Source organism: Alcaligenes pakistanensis (genome assembly GCF_014652815.1).
In the GTDB taxonomy this organism is placed as follows: domain Bacteria; phylum Pseudomonadota; class Gammaproteobacteria; order Burkholderiales; family Burkholderiaceae_B; genus Alcaligenes; species Alcaligenes pakistanensis.
The window spans coordinates 672,020-688,259 of sequence record NZ_BMZN01000001.1 but is presented as its reverse complement, the minus strand read 5'-3'; the positions used below and the strand labels follow the sequence as shown (position 1 = coordinate 688,259).

Annotated in this window: 15 protein-coding genes; 8 read left to right on the top strand and 7 right to left on the bottom strand. The window is 53.8% G+C overall.

Going from position 1 to position 16,240, the window contains the following annotated elements:
* Window positions 1-21: 21 nt before the first annotated feature.
* Window positions 22-1,092 carry a tartrate dehydrogenase gene (locus IE156_RS03155; RefSeq protein WP_189391016.1) on the top strand — a complete coding sequence of 357 codons (1,071 nt, stop codon included), beginning with the start codon at window positions 22-24 and terminating at the stop codon, window positions 1,090-1,092.
* Window positions 1,093-1,238: 146 nt separating this feature from the next.
* Here the strand turns inward: IE156_RS03155 and IE156_RS03150 are convergent, their stop codons facing one another.
* From IE156_RS03150 to IE156_RS03140, 3 genes are all read right to left on the bottom strand, one after another.
* On the bottom strand, window positions 1,239-1,655 hold the full coding sequence (locus IE156_RS03150; protein WP_189391015.1) for a MarR family transcriptional regulator: 417 nt from the start codon (window positions 1,653-1,655) through the stop codon (window positions 1,239-1,241).
* Window positions 1,656-1,878: 223 nt separating this feature from the next.
* A complete protein-coding gene (locus IE156_RS03145) occupies window positions 1,879-2,382 on the bottom strand; it encodes a hypothetical protein (protein ID WP_189391014.1) in 504 nt (167 codons plus the stop codon).
* A 391-nt stretch (window positions 2,383-2,773) separates the two neighbouring features.
* Window positions 2,774-3,634 carry a DMT family transporter gene (locus IE156_RS03140; protein WP_189391013.1) on the bottom strand — a complete coding sequence of 287 codons (861 nt, stop codon included), beginning with the start codon at window positions 3,632-3,634 and terminating at the stop codon, window positions 2,774-2,776.
* Between the two features lie 148 nt (window positions 3,635-3,782).
* Here IE156_RS03140 and IE156_RS03135 point away from each other — a divergent pair, with 148 nt between their 5' ends.
* A complete protein-coding gene (locus IE156_RS03135) occupies window positions 3,783-4,769 on the top strand; it encodes a quinone oxidoreductase family protein (protein WP_189391012.1) in 987 nt (328 codons plus the stop codon).
* Window positions 4,770-4,882: 113 nt separating this feature from the next.
* Here IE156_RS03135 and IE156_RS03130 read toward each other — a convergent pair whose 3' ends face one another.
* Both IE156_RS03130 and pepN read right to left on the bottom strand, forming a co-directional pair.
* Window positions 4,883-5,908, bottom strand: a complete 1,026-nt coding sequence (locus IE156_RS03130; RefSeq protein ID WP_189391011.1) for a class 1 fructose-bisphosphatase — start codon at window positions 5,906-5,908, stop codon at window positions 4,883-4,885.
* Window positions 5,905-8,583: an aminopeptidase N gene (gene pepN / locus IE156_RS03125; RefSeq protein ID WP_189391010.1), complete on the bottom strand. Its 2,679-nt coding sequence runs from the start codon at window positions 8,581-8,583 to the stop codon at window positions 5,905-5,907. The genes IE156_RS03130 and pepN overlap by 4 nt, the downstream gene beginning before the upstream one ends.
* A 164-nt stretch (window positions 8,584-8,747) precedes the next feature.
* Here pepN and IE156_RS03120 point away from each other — a divergent pair, with 164 nt between their 5' ends.
* The gene (locus tag IE156_RS03120; RefSeq protein WP_189391009.1) at window positions 8,748-9,395 is read left to right on the top strand and encodes a DUF4136 domain-containing protein; all 648 of its coding nucleotides are present in this window, start codon (window positions 8,748-8,750) and stop codon (window positions 9,393-9,395) included.
* A 94-nt stretch (window positions 9,396-9,489) separates the two neighbouring features.
* Here the strand turns inward: IE156_RS03120 and IE156_RS03115 are convergent, their stop codons facing one another.
* On the bottom strand, window positions 9,490-9,837 hold the full coding sequence (locus IE156_RS03115) for an H-NS histone family protein (protein ID WP_189391008.1): 348 nt from the start codon (window positions 9,835-9,837) through the stop codon (window positions 9,490-9,492).
* A 529-nt stretch (window positions 9,838-10,366) separates the two neighbouring features.
* Here IE156_RS03115 and tldD point away from each other — a divergent pair.
* Window positions 10,367-11,827, top strand: coding sequence for a metalloprotease TldD (gene tldD, locus IE156_RS03110; RefSeq protein WP_189391007.1), 1,461 nt, complete (start codon window positions 10,367-10,369; stop codon window positions 11,825-11,827).
* 180 nt (window positions 11,828-12,007) lie between these two features.
* Here the strand turns inward: tldD and yddG are convergent, their stop codons facing one another.
* Complete coding sequence (gene yddG, locus IE156_RS03105; RefSeq protein ID WP_189391006.1) at window positions 12,008-12,925, bottom strand: aromatic amino acid DMT transporter YddG; 918 nt, start codon at window positions 12,923-12,925, stop codon at window positions 12,008-12,010.
* A 428-nt stretch (window positions 12,926-13,353) separates the two neighbouring features.
* Between yddG and IE156_RS03100 the strand changes: the two genes are divergently transcribed.
* From IE156_RS03100 to IE156_RS03085, 4 genes are all read left to right on the top strand, one after another.
* Window positions 13,354-13,881, top strand: a complete 528-nt coding sequence (locus IE156_RS03100; RefSeq protein ID WP_189391005.1) for a MarR family winged helix-turn-helix transcriptional regulator — start codon at window positions 13,354-13,356, stop codon at window positions 13,879-13,881.
* Complete coding sequence (gene ectA, locus IE156_RS03095) at window positions 13,878-14,435, top strand: diaminobutyrate acetyltransferase (protein WP_373296479.1); 558 nt, start codon at window positions 13,878-13,880, stop codon at window positions 14,433-14,435. Before IE156_RS03100 ends, ectA begins: the two co-directional genes overlap by 4 nt.
* A gap of 95 nt (window positions 14,436-14,530) precedes the next feature.
* Entirely contained in the window at window positions 14,531-15,838 is a 1,308-nt protein-coding gene (gene ectB / locus IE156_RS03090; RefSeq protein ID WP_189391004.1) for a diaminobutyrate--2-oxoglutarate transaminase, read from the top strand.
* A complete protein-coding gene (locus IE156_RS03085) occupies window positions 15,838-16,230 on the top strand; it encodes an ectoine synthase (protein WP_189391003.1) in 393 nt (130 codons plus the stop codon). The genes ectB and IE156_RS03085 overlap by 1 nt, the downstream gene beginning before the upstream one ends.
* Window positions 16,231-16,240 lie beyond the last annotated feature (10 nt).

Here is a 16,240-nt window from a genome sequence, read left to right as displayed (position 1 = left end):
GTAAAACCACAAGGAAAGGGAATGAGTAAAGTTCATCGTATTGCCGTGATCGCAGGAGACGGGATCGGTAAGGAAGTGATGCCGGAAGGCTTGCGTGTGCTGGAGATAGCCGCGCGTCGTCACTCGATTAATTTTGACTGGCAGGTACTGGACTGGAGTTCGGAGTATTACCAACAGCACGGCTGCATGATGCCGTCTGATTGGAAAGCGCAGTTGTCCGATGCCGAGGCGATTTTCTTTGGTGCTATGGGTTGGCCAGATCTGGTGCCGGACCATGTGTCGCTGTGGGAGTCGCTGTTTAAATTCCGCCGTGAGTTTGACCAATACATCAACTTGCGTCCGGTGCGCTTGATGCCGGGTGTGCGCTCGCCCCTGGCTGGTCGTGAGCCTGGCGATATTGATTTCTTCATCGTGCGCGAGAACACCGAAGGCGAATACTCCAATAGCGGCGGCATCATGTTTGAGGGCACGCAGCGCGAAGTGGTGATTCAGGAAAGTGTGTTTACCCGCACAGGTACCGACCGTGTCTTGAAGTTCGCGTTCGAGCTGGCTAAAAAACGCGGCAAGCACGTAACGGCTGCGACTAAATCCAACGGTATTTCCATCTCCATGCCCTGGTGGGATTCCCGCGTTGCGGCGATGGGCGAACAGTACCCGGATGTGAAGTGGGACAAGTATCACATCGACATTTTGTGTGCGCACTTTGTGCAGCACCCGGACTGGTTCGATGTGGTGGTGGCTTCCAACCTGTTTGGCGATATCTTGTCCGATTTGGGCCCGGCATGTACCGGCACGATTGGCATTGCGCCATCAGCCAACCTGAATCCAGAGCGTGTCTTCCCATCCTTGTTTGAGCCCGTGCATGGCTCGGCACCGGACATCTACGGTAAAGGCATTGCCAACCCGGTGGGGCAAATCTGGAGTGGTGCCTTGATGCTGGATTTCCTGGGTTATCCGCAGGCTGCGGCAGAAGTGGTGCAAGCCATTGAGCAGGTTCTGGCCAATGGCCCACGCACCCCTGATTTGGGTGGCCAAGCCAGCACCAGCCAGGTGGGTGAAGCCATTGCCCAAACCTTGGAGGCGATGGCCTAAACGGTCAGCTTGACTTGGGTGGGCGTAGCCCCGCCCAAGTGATGGTGCCAAACATGATGCTGGCTCCTTCAACATTGGCTGATTGTTGGGACATCTAAACTAAAGTGGCAAAGGTCTTGGTACAGGCTAGCTATGCTCTAGCCGTTTTATGACGTCTTGGTTCTGTGAGGTTTCGGCTTGCCTGGTATGGCGGACAGAACGTCGTGTTGGATATCAGTCTGTTTTAAAGCGTTTTCTAACTCTAGCAACAGTCGAGATGTGCTCAGGAAATCAGCGTTTGTGGATTCAAACTTTGGAAGAAGCATTTGAAGCCATACTTCGTAGCGACTCATAATGCTTTTATAGGTTTCGGCCCCTTTAGGGCTAAGTTCCCAGATGGGCGAGCGGTCATGACGTGGGTTGAGCAGAGGGTTGACCAAGTTATCTTCCGCGAGCTTGTTTAAACGTTTTTGCGCACCTTGCCGGGTCATTCCCATGCTTTCCGCGACCATCGGTGCTGTCATAGGTTGGGTTGCCAGAGCCAAAGCCCCTAAAACCTGCCAATCGGTGCTGTCAGCGACCAAGGTTCGTACCAGCTCATCCCCATTATTAAGTAACGCTGTTTTTAGCCGGAAAATGGAGAGGATAGTGTCCGTCAGTAATTTATGGCGGTTCTCGTCTGAAGAGTGAGTAATGGTGATGTACTCCAGTTTGCACCAGCTAGCGGATACTGTGGTGGATTGGTAGACATGTCATAGTAACGGTTTCAGCCTTGATCTCGCCGTTTACAGGGCTGACTGTTGCTACTTACATGTTTTTTTCTCTCGCTATTTTGGTGGAAATTGCTACTTTTTGGCGTCGGCTTTTTGTCAGCAAAACGCCGTCTCTAGCGTTCAATATGATGAGCGTCAGGTTGGTTGCACCAGCCAGGATCTCTATGATTTGAATGACTGTGAAGAGTGTTCCAAAGTTGTCTTTGCTCGCCATGTGGGAGAGCATGATGGCGCAGGGTATTAAGACAGTTATTCCTAAAGCGGCAATGATTTTCATGCGTTTCATTTTGTTTACTAGAACTGCGCTGGACGTCGAGCCCATCATGGCTCGGCCAAGTCCACCCGTGATTGCAAGCAGTGGAACCAAAATAAACAAACCTGGGAAAACGATTGCATTTTTTAGCTGTGCAATGTCTTGTCGCGTCCCAAGAGTTTCTACGAGAAGGGTGGACAGAAAGAAGCTAAAGATGACTAACCCGGCGAGACAGCCAGCAATGGTATGGATTTTTCGTTTTACCTTTAACGTTATGTGTGTCATCTAGATCTCCAAGGGTGTTTAAGACATGATGGATGCCACGTATAGCAGCAAGGTGGTCATTGATGGCTAGTTTGCTAAACTGACAAACCGTTTCCAATATGGTAACTGGTTGTCAGTTTGTTGTGCGTCAATGTTAAGACAATTTGCTCTGGCAAGAGAGCAGTAATGTTTAATTAAGCTTGCTGTCGTGGAGCTTTACCCTGGCGGCTGTTCGGCTAAGGCTTGCGTAATAAGCTGGGATGCCTTGTGTGATGGCTATGGGCAGCACACGTGCTGGTCAGAATCCGGACTGGCAGGAGGGAAGTGAACTGGCTGTGGTGATACGGCCAAGCCAGCACCAGTCAGGTAGGCGAAGCCATCGACCAAACTAGGGAAGCGATGGCTTAAATGGTCAGCTTGACTTGGGTGGGCGCAGCCCCGCCCAAGTGATGGCACCAATCATGATGGCGCCGCCCAGCAGTGCCCGACTAGTGGGGTACTGGGCAAAGAGCAGGGCGGCAAAGGCGATGGCGTAGACTGGCTCCAGGGCGATCACAATACCGGCGCTGCGCGCATTCAAAACAGTCAAGGCCGATACCAGCAGGTAATGCGAGAGTGCCGTGCAAAATACGCCCAGCAGTGCAATCCACATCCAGTCGACCAAGGTGCTATCGCCCAGCAGGTGGAGTGCAAAAGGCCAGCACATCAGGGCCACAAATAGGTTTTCCCACCAGGCCACTTGTTGTGCGGGCAGATGCTTGGCGGCACGACGATTGATCAAGGTGAACATGGCAAAGGTAAAGCCGGAGGCCACCGCCCAGGCCAGGCCGATGGTGGATTGATCCTGGAAATCAAATGAAGGGGTGACCAGCAATAAGCCGAAGGTCACCAAGGCCAGAATGATCCACTCAGACGAGGTGACGCGTTCGCGCAGCACGGCCCATTCACACAAGGTGATGAAGGCGGGGAAACTGGCAAAACCCAAGGTGGCAATGGCGACACCACCGACTTTGACTGCCACAAAAAATGTTGCCCAGTGAATGGCCAACATAAGGGAGGCCATCAGCAAGATGCGAAAATCGGCTGCTTTCATGCCTTGGCGCAACCCTCGCCCTTGAGAGCGAATGCTGATGAATAAAGCCAGTACCGCAAAGCTGGCACGGCCCGCTGTAATCAGCATGGCACCTACCTGAATCAACTCACCAAAAATACCGGTCAGTCCGAATAGAACGGCAGCCACATGAATGGCAGCCAGAGCACGTCCATGCGTCATGGAAAGCGATCCGAGAAAAAAAGAGTCAAATTAGGCTATTCTGGTGCTTTATATCAGCCAGTGATAGGGCAAGCGGGGCAGGCAGGCAATACGTGTAAGACATTATTCTAAGACATTGCTACAGCCCCCTCATCAAAGGAGTAAAACAATGACGCAGACGGTCAAGGCCATACGGATTGAACGTAATGGTGGCCCCGAGGTTTTGCAATGGGCCTCGGTAGAGTTAGCAGCCCCTCAGGAGAAGGAAGTCACCATACGCCAAAAGGCTGTGGGATTGAACTTCATCGATATTTATTTCCGCAATGGTTTGTATAGCAATCCTTTGCCACACGGCTTGGGGTTCGAGGCGGCTGGTATTGTCGAGGCGGTGGGCTCGGGTGTCACGCATCTGAAAGTTGGTGACCGGGTGGCCTATGGCCAAAGCCCTTTGGGCGCCTATGCCGAAGCTCGCAACCTGCCCGCGGATCGTGTCGTACGTATTCCTGATGGTATTTCGTTTGAGCAGGCGGCGGCCATGATGCTCAAAGGCTTGACCTGCTGGTACTTGCTGCGCCAGACCTATCGCGTTCACGAGGGCCAGACGATTTTGTTCCACGCAGCTGCCGGTGGCGTGGGTTTGTACGCTTGCCAGTGGGCCCGCGCCTTGGGTGTGAAATTGATTGGTACGGTGTCCAGCCCCGAGAAAGCGGCTTTGGCTAAAGAAAACGGTGCGTGGGAAGTGATTGATTACTCCCACGAGGATGTGGTGCAGCGCGTGCTGGAATTGACTAATGGCCAGAAAGTGCCGGTTGTCTATGACGGTGTCGGTAAAGACACCTGGGAGCGTTCGCTGGATTGCTTGCAGCCGCGTGGCCTGATGGTCAGCTTTGGCAATGCCTCCGGCCCGGTAACGGGTGTGAATCTGGCGACCTTGGCGTCCAAGGGCTCTTTGTACGTGACCCGTCCTGTGCTGGGTGCTTATGTGCCCACACAAGAGGCCATGCAGGAAGCGGCGGACGAAATGTTTGATCTGGTCCTGCAGGGCAAGATCAAGGCATTGATCGGTCAGCGCTTCCCCTTGGATCAGGTTGCCAAGGCTCATGAGGATTTGGCGGCACGCCGCACTACGGGTTCTACCGTGTTGACGCTGGATTGAGAAGAAAAATCGGGTGCTGAACCCGATTGTTTTGCCGCATAAAAAATGGCCTTCAATATGAAGGCCATTTTTATTCAGCAGCGTTTTATTCACCTGCATTCAGCAGGCGAAGATCAGCCCTGTTCGTGGTACTGACGTACGCGTTCGACTTCATTGCGTGAGCCCATAATCACGCCAATGCGTTGGTGCAGTTCGCTCGGTTGTACGTCCAGAATACGCTGTGTGCCGTCAATGGACAGGCCACCGGCCTGTTCCACCAGAAAGCTCATGGGGTTGGCTTCGTACATCAAACGCAGCTTGCCTTTCAGACCCGAAGGGCGGGAATCGCGGGGGTACATGAACAGCCCGCCGCGTGTCAGGATGCGATGCACATCGGCCACCATGGAGGCAATCCAGCGCATATTGTAGTTTTTACCCAAGGGGCCTTCAGGACCGGCCAGACAATCGTCGATATAGCGTTTTACCGGGGCTTCCCAGTGACGCATATTGGACATATTGATGGCGAACTCAGCAGTGTCTTCAGGGATGGTGATGCGCTCGGTAGTCAAAACCCAGGAGCCCATTTCCTTGTCCAGCGTGAAGGCAGCAACGCCGTCACCGACCGTCAGCACCAACATGGTTTGTGGGCCATAAATGGCATAGCCGGCAGCAACCTGACGCACGCCGGGCTGTAGGAAGTCCTGCTCTTCAATGATGCGCTCGCGAGCTTCAGGCGGCACGCTCAGCACCGAGAAGATGGTGCCAATGGACACGTTCACATCAATGTTGGACGAGCCGTCCAGAGGATCGAACAAGAGCAGGTTCTCGCCTTTGGGGTAGTAATCGGGAATACGGTGCAGGGTGTCCATTTCCTCGGAAGCCATGGCGGCCAGGTTACCGCCCCATTCGTTGGCTTCCAGCAGGATTTCGTTGGACAGTACGTCCAGCTTTTTCTGAACTTCGCCCTGGACGTTCTCGGAATCCAGGGAACCCAGAACGCCGCCCAGCGCCCCTTTGCTGACGGCATGGCCAATGGCCTTGCACGCCCGTGCCACTGTTTCCAGCAGCAGGCGCACATCGGCGGTGACCGTTTTCTTCTGGCGCTGTTGCTCCACCAGATACTGAGTAAGGTTTTTCTTCAAGACAGACTCCGAGGTCAAAGAGTTAATGCTTTATGTACGATTTCGGCCACATTGCCCGACAAGCCCGGTTCGGCCTGGATACGCTCCAGCGCCGCTTTCAGCGGATCGCGGGCTTCGGGTTCAAAGCGGGCCCAATTATCAAACACACGGGCCAGACGGGCCGAGATTTCCGGGTTGAGCTTGTCCAGGGCAATGACTTGCTCGGCCCAGAAGTCGTAGCCTTCCGGTGTGTGCACAGCCTGCATATTATTAATGCAGAACTGGAAAATCAGTGAGCGGGCGCGGTTCGGGTTGCGCAGTGAGAAGGCAGGATGCAACATCAAGGCGCGTACCTGGGCAACTTGTGTGCCGGGGGCGGTAGCCTGCAGGCTGAACCAGCGATCCAGCACCAGAGGATTGTCCTGCCAGCGCTGGAAAAAGTCATCCAGGCCATCCTGACGATCCTGGGCGTCGCCGTAATTGACCAGGGCACTCAGGGCGCCCATGCGATCCGTCATATTGCTGGCCTGATCGTATTGATTGCGGGCCAGTTGTGTGCCTGTATTCACACCAGCGACCAGCAGGTAGTTCAGGGCCAGGTTGCGCAAGGAGCGCTGACCCGCTTGCAGAGCATCCGGGCTGTAGGGGGCTTGCTCCAGGCTCAAGTACTGATACAGCTCTTGCCAGTAAGGAGTCAAGGCCAGGCCCAGCTCACGTTGCAACTGACGGCGTGCCTGCACAACCGCGCGTGGGGTCATGGGTTGGGTCTGCTCCAGCAACTCGCGCTCGCTAGGCAGGGACAGAATACGGGCTTTATAGGCAGGGCTCAGAACTGGGTCTTGTACCAACGCATGCCAGGTTTGTACAACGGTGGCTAGTTGGGCGGCAGATGGTGCACGACCTGAGGCGGCCGACAGAATCAGACGACTTGCCAGCAGTTGTGCGGCTTCCCAACGGGCAAAGGGGTCGGTGTCATGACGGGCCAAGAGGGCCAACTCAGAGTCGGGACGGTAATAGTCCACCCGCACAGGTGCGGAGAAGTTACGCAGCAAGGACAGAACCGGAGCATCGGGGATTTGGCTGAAGGTCCAGCTTTGTTCGACTTCGGTGAAGTCCAGAACCAGCGTATCGCCCTGGTGTTCGTCCAGATGCAGGGTCAAGGGCTGGCCTTGCTGATCCAGCATGCCCAGGGCAAAGGGGATATGCAAAGGTGGTTTCGGGGTGGACTTGTTCTCGATGCCGGCCGGTGCATTACTCTGGCGCAAGGTCAGAGTCGCTGTCTGGGTGGCTGGGTCGTGCTGCAGGCTGACTTGAACACGTGGCGTGCCGGCTTGCTGATACCAGCGACGGAATTGCTCCAGACTGTGGCCGGGTTTGGCTTGGCGATACACGCTGTCCATGCTGTCCACAAAATCATCGCAGGTGACGGCCTGACCGTCATGGCGCTTGAAGTACTCGCGGATACCGGCTTGGAAATTGTCTTCGCCCAGCAAGGTGTGCTGCATGCGAATGACTTCCGCGCCTTTTTCGTAAATGGTAGCGGTATAAAAGTTGCTGATTTCCTGATAGCTTTCGGGGCGAATGGGGTGCGCCATCGGGCCGGCATCTTCAGGAAACTGGGCGGCGCGCAACACACTGACATCATCAATACGTTTGACGGCACGCGCGCTGGCGGCTTGAGCACCGTCCAGACCCTTAGCCAGCATGTCGGCGGAGAATTCCTGGTCGCGAAAAACGGTCAGGCCTTCTTTCAGGGACAGCTGGAACCAGTCGCGGCAGGTGACACGGTTACCGGTCCAGTTATGGAAGTACTCGTGGCCAATAACGGCCTCTACGGCATGGAAGGACGCATCGGTGGTGCTTTGGGCATCCGCCAAGACATAGGCGGCATTAAAAATGTTCAGGCCCTTGTTTTCCATCGCGCCCATATTGAAGTCGCGGGCGGCCACAATCATGAAGCGGTCCAGATCCAGTTCCAGGCCAAAGCGTTGCTCGTCCCAGCGTACTGAATGTTCCAGGCATTCCATGGCCCATTCGGTTTTATCGCCGTCTCCTCGATCGCAATAAACCTGCAATAAGGCAGGGTGACCATTGGCTTTAACTATTTCGCGCTCGCGAACATCAAAGTCGCCCGCGACCAGAGCAAATAAATAGGCCGGTTTTGGAAATGGATCTTCCCATACGGCTTGTGTACGGCCATCTTCTAATAAGGTGCTGCTTAGCAAATTGCCATTGGACAGCAAATAGGGGTAGAGCGTAGCGTCGGCACGCAAAACCACTTCATAGCGGGCCATGACATCAGGGCGGTCTGGAAAGAAGGTAATGCGGCGAAAGCCTTGGGCTTCACATTGGGTAAACAAGTTTTGGCCGGAGACATACAGGCCCATCAACATAGTGTTGTCTTGCGGGCGGCAACGGCTGACCAGCACCAGATCGAATTCTGGCTGCTGGGGTGAGAGCGTCAGGCCCTGCTCATTGAGCTGGTAGTCCTGGGCTGTCAGGGTGACGCCGTTGATACTGACTTCAAGCAGTTCAATGTCTTCGCCATCCAGCACCATAGGGTGGATCTGGCCGTCCTGGCTGCGGGCTCGAAAAGCCAGGCGAACCAAGGTTTGCTCGGCCGCCAAATCAAACTCCAGCCGAACCTTCTCTATTTGGTAGGGGTAGGGCTGGTAATCGTGGCGGGAGATCGTAGGTAAGGTGTCTGTGCGCATGTGATCCTGGTCCGACAATCGAAAAAAGATGGTCTATTGTAATGTTGTTTGAACGCCCATACTGATGGCTGGAAACAGGCAGTAAACTAATTGTTCGTTGTCACTTCGGTGCCGTAATCAATCGGGCTTGAACGTGTACGCGAAAAACAAGCAAGGGTGAAACTATGACGTTATTTTCTGAAGGGTTTTCCTGGCGCGCCCTACGCCTGATGAGCCTGGCGTTTGCGGTATTGACTACGGCTTGCGCTGCGCCCAGTTGGTCTGCCAAATTAACGCGCTACCAGCAGTGGCCCGCAGTGACCAGTGGCGATACCTACTACATCAAGTCCGCGCCGGATAAAAGCAGCAATCTGCAAGATCAGTCCTTTGCCGATTCGGTGCGTGCCGCGATTGGGGTAACAGGACTGGTTCAGGCGCAGGATTTGAAATCGGCGCGTTTTGTGGTGCAAATGGATTATGGCAATCCGCAGGAGCAAAGTTGGGTTCCGCAGTTTGCCGATAGTTTTTATGGTCCGTCTGCCTGGGGAATAGGGCGCGGCTATTATGCGCCAAATGATGGGTGGGGCGGCGGTTTCTTTTATTCTCCGAATGTGGTGAATGTTCCTGTCACTGTGTATAAAAATTATCTAAATGTAATTATTACAGATAATCAAAACTCGAACGCTGAAGTGTATCGTGCCACTGCGGTGTCTTATAGCCATTCTGACAATCTGGACCAGCAGATGCCATTTTTGTCCCAGGCCATATTTGATCGCTTCCCCGGCAATAATGGACAGGTCATTGATATCCGATATCCCTTACCTAAGGATTGAGCCGCAAGAAACCCGGCATTATGTAGGGGATTTATAAAAATAAGAAAGGGACCACTTTTTCAAGTGGTCCCTTTCTTTTGTTTGGTTCCTGGCTTTATTTGATAAGGAACTCTTCACGGCTGCGGCCATTGGATTCAGCGTCAATGATCCAGCGTGGTGGGCGACCGCGGCCTGTCCAGGTGTCCTGGGTGCCGGGGTGGCGGTATTTGGGAGGCAGGCTGGTTTTAGGACTGTCAGAGCCGGCACCAGCACCGCGACGTGCGGATTTATCCATAGCATCAGCGACTTCTTCAATCGTGATCTCGTTATCTTGCATGGACTTGACGATAGACGCGATGACAGGACGGCGCTGTTTGACTCGTAGGGATTTCATCTGTTTTTGCAGACGCACAATCTCTTTTTCTATCTTCTGCTTTGCGGAGCTGTAAGTTTCGACTGACATATAGGATTCCTGTTTCATGTTTGTAGTTATCTGATAAACCCTGCCTGCACAAGCTCATGTTTATCATGCGAAAACAGTGTACTTTGATTCTCTTGAAAATATAAGTAGTTTGGATAAAAAATAAACGTTAATTTAAAAGGCTGTTTGGTTTTTGTAATTGTTTATAGCCATTAGCCAATTCTATGGCTCATGATTAATTAATCTAATCAGGGGTTATCATGAATTTGGATGGGTTTATACCAAAACCATATAGGTGATCGTCCAATTAAGAAAACTTTAAAATAGTTTTAATTCCGTATCAGAAAATGTCGTAATTGGTTTTTTTGTACCGCTCAGTGGAAAGAGGGCATTGGAAAGGCGATTAAAGCCGTAAAACAGCCCGATCAGTACGCCGGCATCGCATACGGTGGCACATTCTGTTTTAATGCTCAGATAGACGGAACCCGATCGGATGCTAGACGTCCCTTGGTACCCATTTTCGTCCCTTGCAGCCTTGGGCTTGCGGGGGATCTGTCAGTAGGAATAAACGATGAAGCTAGTTGATCCGGCTATCAATGCCCTGGAATGTGCCCGTGGACTGTTGCTTGACCCCTGGGGGCTGAACGAGAGCCATTTGTCTGGCGCGCTCGGTGAAATCTTCACCCATCAGGCTGACTATGCCGATTTATATTTTCAATACACCCGCAGTGAAGGCTGGAGCCTGGATGAGGGGATTGTAAAAAGCGGTAGTTTTTCGATTGAGCAGGGTGTGGGCGTACGGGCAGTCAGCGGTGAGAAAACCGCTTTTGCCTATTCGGATTCCTTAAGCCCCGATGCCTTGTTGTCCTCGGCGCGCGTGGTGCGCTCGATTGCCCGTCAGGGCGGTTCAGGTAAAAGCGGGATTCTGGTGCCGTCCAGCTCGCTGCGCCCCACGTTGTATACCGGTACAGACCCCATCGCTAGTTTGCCCGCCCCTGAGAAAGTGGCGTTGCTGGGACGGCTGGATACTCTGGCCCGTGCGGCTGATTCGCGCGTAGTGCAGGTCATGGCTAGCCTGGGCGCGGAATACGATGTGGTGTTAGTAGCGGGTAGTGATGGCCGCCTGGCCGCTGACGTGCGTCCTTTGGTGCATTTGTCGTTGTCCGTCATTGTTGAACACAATGGCCGTCGTGAACGTGGCTCGGCGGCGGGCGGCGGGCGGGTTGATCTGTCCTACTTCTCCGACGATATGTTGCGCAGCTATGTGGACAAGGCCGTGCGTTCGGCTATGACCAATCTGGATGCCAAACCTGCGCCTGCCGGACAGATGACGGTGGTTCTGGGCCCAGGCTGGCCTGGCATCATGCTGCACGAAGCTGTGGGACACGGCTTGGAAGGGGATTTCAACCGTCGCGGCAGCAGCTTGTTTGCCGGTCGGATTGGCCAACGAGTGGCTTCTAAAGGCGTTACCGTCATTGATGATGGCACTTTGGAAAATCGCCGTGGTTCGCTGAATATGGATGACGAGGGCAATGCCACGCAACGTACGGTCTTGATTGAAGATGGTATTTTGAAAGGCTATTTGCAAGATACTCATAACGCTCGCCTGATGGGCGCAGCCGTGACCGGAAATGGTCGTCGTGAATCTTATGCCAGCCTGCCCATGCCCCGTATGACCAATACCTTTATGCTGGGTGGCGATAAAGATCCTCAGGAAATTATTGCCTCGGTTAAAAAAGGTCTATATGCCGTGGACTTCGGTGGTGGGCAGGTTGATATTACGAGCGGTAAGTTTGTTTTCTCGACCTCGGAAGCCTGGGTGATTGAGAACGGCAAGCTGATGTATCCCGTTAAAGGTGCGACCTTGATTGGCAGTGGCCCTGACGCCATGAATCAGATCAGCATGATTGGCAATGATATGCAGCTTGATTCGGGTGTGGGCACTTGCGGTAAAGAAGGGCAGAGCGTACCGGTCGGGGTGGGTATTCCGACTGTGCGTATGGAAAATTTGACGGTAGGTGGCACAGCCTGATTTTATTCGTCGCCTAATAAAATGGCTTGAAATGAAAATTGCCCAAGATCATTCCATCTTGGGCAATTTTTTTTACGGTATTTTTTTTTTGCGCTGCAGCATATTGTTTTCTGTTTTGGCGTGGACCGTGCTTTCGGTTCCACTTTTTGGTCGACCCTTAGTTCGTCCTTTAACCGCCCATCAAGAGGCTTGTCTACTTTTGATGGGGATCGGTTTACGGGCACGGGTGGCTAGCCAACACAGAAGTGCACCGCAGCAGACCATGGCAGAACCTTGCCAGAATGTCAGCGTTAAAGGCGCTTGCAGCAAAAGAGTGGACAGGGCTGCCGAGAGTACCGGAATAAAGTAAGAGGCCCCTGCCAATATCGTCACATTGCCATGCAGAATGCCGACATTCCAGGCGGCATAACCAAAACCCATGGCAATTGCGGCCAGCAATAAGTACACCAGCGCCGGGATGGTAAACACCATTTCCTGTGCTCCTTCGCCCAGGTATTTAATCCACAGTACGCCAGCGGTCAGCATAAAAAATAAAGTGATGCCGTTTTTGCCCTGGGCGATACGGGCGGTCAGGGTGCTGTAGCTGGCCCAGATCAGTGCGCCGGCACCAGCCAGGCCATAACTTAGCGGGTTGTCCTGCACATTCAGCCAGATACTGTGCAGGCTTAAACCCTGTTCGCCACCCAGAATCCAGCCGATGCCCATCATGGACAAGAGCAGGCCCGGCGCGATCAGCCAGTTGGTTTTCTGCCCATTGAACAAAATAGCCGCCACGATGGTGAAGGTGGGCCAGAGATAATTGACCATACCCACTTCAATCGCTTGCTGGCTGTTGTGGGCATAACCAATGGACAGAGCCAGACACAGCTCATAACAGACAAACAGAATGCTGCCCCAGAGCAGGTAGCGGCTCGGGAACTCTCGCAGACGTACCCAGCCTACGGATAAAAGAAGGAAAACAGAGGCCAGGGTGTAGATCATGGCGGCCCCGCCAGTGGCACCCAGATAGTCGCTGACGCTACGGATCAGGCCGACGATGGTGCTCCAGAGGATAATGGCGATCAGCCCAATCAGGGTTGCCTTATCAGATTGCTTCATGCTGGTTTCAATGCCTGCAAGGCACACCGTGTACGGGCAGCGGCTTTACTTGGCTAAGAGACTTATGGGTTAATGGGCCGGGTTTGGTTCAGGCTGGGGCGGTTTGTCTGCACGGTCCTGATGCAGCACGCCATGTTTGGGCCGGGCCCAGACAGGCAAGCTTCGGCCAGATCGCTTGACCGTGTATTGTAAGCCTCGCGCCGTCTGGGGCCACTTAGGGATAAAAAAAGGTAAGGGCAGGGCATGGTGCTCGCTTTTCTGGCGAATTCCTGAGGATTCAGGCGCTTATATTTTTTGGACTTTGAGTCAGATTCACGTGTTTACGCTCTCTATGATTTTGAGTGTAAATCGGTTTGACTTAGATCTTTTCTAGGCATATCATTTCAACACGAATTAATCGTGCTGAATTATTTTGTTTGGCTAATTAAATGACTACAGATCAACACTACGATTTACGAATTTTGCGGGCACTGCGCCAGATTACGCGCTCGATTGCCCTGCATTCCAGGCAGCTGTCGGCGTACAGCAATATCACGGCGCCCCAGTTGATCTGCCTGCGCACCATTATCGAGAAAGGCCCGTTGACAGCCACGGCGATCAGCCGCGAGATGCACGTCAGCCCCAGTACCGTCGTCGGTATTTTGGATCGCCTGGAAGATAAGAAACTGGTGCTGCGTGAGCGTGGTCGTGAAGATCGTCGCATTGTGTTTGTCAGTGCGACGCCTGAAGGGGTGACGCTGGCACGCGATACCCCGTCTCCCTTACAAAAGAAGCTGTCGGACGCCTTGAAAGAGTTGCCCGAGCTCGAGCAAGCCACCATGACTTTGTCGCTGGAGCGCATTGTGCGTTTGCTGGATGCTGACCCGGATGTTGTGCTGGAGGCCGATGAGACGGCCTCGCCCATTCTTGAGGTCCCGGAAGGGGATGTACCCCCCGAATCCGGGTTGGTGGTTTGACGGTTCCCTCTATCCCGGACAGCTCGGCAGCTCATATACCCGCTGCCGATGCGGTCCCCAGTGAGCTGACGCGGGTATTGCGCGCCCCTTTATTGCGCGACGCCGCGGCCATCCATCAGCTGATTGCCGATTGTCCGCCACTGGATCTGAATTCTGAATATCTCTATTTGCTGCTCAGCGAGCACTTTTCCCAGACCTGCGTTGTGGCGCAGAACGGGGAACAGATAGACGGTTTCATCTCTGCCTATTTTCCTCCCGACCGTCCTGATGTGCTCTTTGTATGGCAAGTGGCCGTGCATCAGCGCGCCCGTGGGCAGCGTCTGGGTCAGGCCATGCTGGAGCATTTGAAGCAACGCTTGCGTGGCCGTTCCTTGCGCTATCTGGAGACGACGGTCAGCTCTGGCAACCGGGCCTCGCGTGGCTTGTTTGCTGCGATGGCTCGGCGTTGGGCAGTACCTTTACAGGAACAGGAATTTTTCGATACCGCCTTGTTCGCCAATCAGGCGCACGAGGCAGAACCTCTATTACGAATCGGCCCCTTGGACTCTGGATAAGGGGACTTTACGCAAAAGAACGGTAGGGCCGGTCTGGTTCGCTGATTGTTGTTTGTCGGCTCGCGACATGCCGTTCTATAACCAGGAGAGGAAACATGACTGATTTAAAAATATTCGACCGGATGGAGTCTGAAGTAAGGGGCTACGTCCGGTCCTTCCCGGTCATTTTCAACAAGGCCCGAGGCTCGGTTTTGGAGGACGAGTCAGGCAGACAATACATCGATTTTTTCAGTGGGGCCGGTACGCTCAATTACGGGCATAACAATCCCCAGCTGAAAGAAAAGTTGATTGACTACCTGAATACCGACGGCTTGGTACACGGTTTGGACATGGCCACCAGCGCCAAGAAATATTTTCTTGAAACGGTGGACAAAATCCTGCTCAAACCACGCGGGTGGGACTACCGCTTGCAGTTTACGGGGCCCACGGGCACCAATGCCGTAGAAGCGGCGTTGAAGCTGGCACGCCAGGTCAAGGGTCGCCAGAATGTGATTTCCTTTACGCATGGTTTCCACGGCGTCAGCACGGGTTCCCTGGCAGTGACGGCGAACTCCAAGTTTCGTAGTGCAGCGGGTGTGGCCCTGGGTAATACCTCGTTCATGCCTTATGACGGCTACTTGGGCCCGGACGTCAACACGATGGCTTATCTGGAGCGCTTGCTGGAAGATCCCAGCAGTGGCCTGGACCATCCTGCCGCGGTCATCGTGGAAACCGTGCAAGGTGAAGGGGGCGTGAATGTCGCCACACAGCGCTGGCTGCGTGAATTGCAACGTCTGTGCCGCGAGCACGATATGTTGCTGATTGTCGATGACATTCAGGTCGGTTGCGGGCGTACAGGCCGTTTCTTCAGCTTCGAGCAAGCGGGCATCAGCCCCGACATCATCACTTTGTCCAAATCTTTGTCCGGCTTTGGTCTGCCCATGTCCTTGGTTTTGCTGCGTCCTGAACTGGATGTGTGGAAGCCCAGTGCCCATAACGGCACCTTCCGTGGCAATAACCTGGCTTTCGTGACAGCCGCGCAAGCCTTGGAAAGCTATTGGGCTGATGAGCAGTTTGAAAATGAAATTCTGGCTAAGGAACGTCAAGTGCGTGACTGGCTGGAAAATCTGGTGCACAGCTACCCTGATCGTGGCTTGAGTGTGCGGGGTCGTGGCCTGATTCAAGGTTTGGTGACGCCACCCGGGGCCGGTCTGGCCAATGACATTGCGGCGCAGTGCTTCAAGCAAGGTTTGGTGATTGAAACCTCGGGTGCTCATGACGAAGTCCTGAAGCTGTTGCCTGCCTTGACGATCAGCAATGAGGAGCTGACTCAAGGTCTAGACATTATTGAGCGCAGTGTGGCTCAGTGCCTGTCCAAGCGCGGCAGTCAGGCCAAGATTCTGAAGATTGGAGGAGCACGCTAATGTTGGTGAAGAACGTACAAGATGTGATTGGAACCCGCGACGAAGTGCGCACGGACACCTGGGTGAGTCGCCGTGTCTTGCTCAAGAAAGACGGCATGGGTTTTTCCTTTCACGAAACCGTTATTTTTCCTGGCACCGAGACGCATATCCACTATCAGAATCATCTGGAAGCGGTGTGGTGCGTTGAGGGCGATGGTGAAATCGAAACCGTTGCCGACGGCAAGAAATACGATTTGGGTCCAGGCGTGGTGTATGCGCTGGATCAGCACGATGAACACTATCTGCGCGGTGGCAAAGAGCCGCTGCGGGTGATTTGTGTGTTCAATCCGCCCCTGACTGGTCAGGAAGTTCACGATGAGAAAGGGGTCTACCCAGCCATCGTGGAAGACTAAAGAAGGAAGG

What these genes read in the sequence shown, in the direction of transcription:
- IE156_RS03155 (WP_189391016.1), top strand. Translation starts at nt 22, where the DNA reads ATGAGTAAAGTTCATCGTATTGCCGTGATCGCAGGAGACGGGATCGGT.
- IE156_RS03145 (WP_189391014.1), bottom strand. Translation starts at nt 2,382, where the DNA reads ATGACACACATAACGTTAAAGGTAAAACGAAAAATCCATACCATTGCT.
- IE156_RS03140 (WP_189391013.1), bottom strand. Translation starts at nt 3,634, where the DNA reads ATGACGCATGGACGTGCTCTGGCTGCCATTCATGTGGCTGCCGTTCTA.
- IE156_RS03135 (WP_189391012.1), top strand. Translation starts at nt 3,783, where the DNA reads ATGACGCAGACGGTCAAGGCCATACGGATTGAACGTAATGGTGGCCCC.
- pepN (WP_189391010.1), bottom strand. Translation starts at nt 8,583, where the DNA reads ATGCGCACAGACACCTTACCTACGATCTCCCGCCACGATTACCAGCCC.
- IE156_RS03120 (WP_189391009.1), top strand. Translation starts at nt 8,748, where the DNA reads ATGACGTTATTTTCTGAAGGGTTTTCCTGGCGCGCCCTACGCCTGATG.
- IE156_RS03115 (WP_189391008.1), bottom strand. Translation starts at nt 9,837, where the DNA reads ATGTCAGTCGAAACTTACAGCTCCGCAAAGCAGAAGATAGAAAAAGAG.
- tldD (WP_189391007.1), top strand. Translation starts at nt 10,367, where the DNA reads ATGAAGCTAGTTGATCCGGCTATCAATGCCCTGGAATGTGCCCGTGGA.
- yddG (WP_189391006.1), bottom strand. Translation starts at nt 12,925, where the DNA reads ATGAAGCAATCTGATAAGGCAACCCTGATTGGGCTGATCGCCATTATC.
- IE156_RS03100 (WP_189391005.1), top strand. Translation starts at nt 13,354, where the DNA reads ATGACTACAGATCAACACTACGATTTACGAATTTTGCGGGCACTGCGC.
- ectB (WP_189391004.1), top strand. Translation starts at nt 14,531, where the DNA reads ATGACTGATTTAAAAATATTCGACCGGATGGAGTCTGAAGTAAGGGGC.
- IE156_RS03085 (WP_189391003.1), top strand. Translation starts at nt 15,838, where the DNA reads ATGTTGGTGAAGAACGTACAAGATGTGATTGGAACCCGCGACGAAGTG.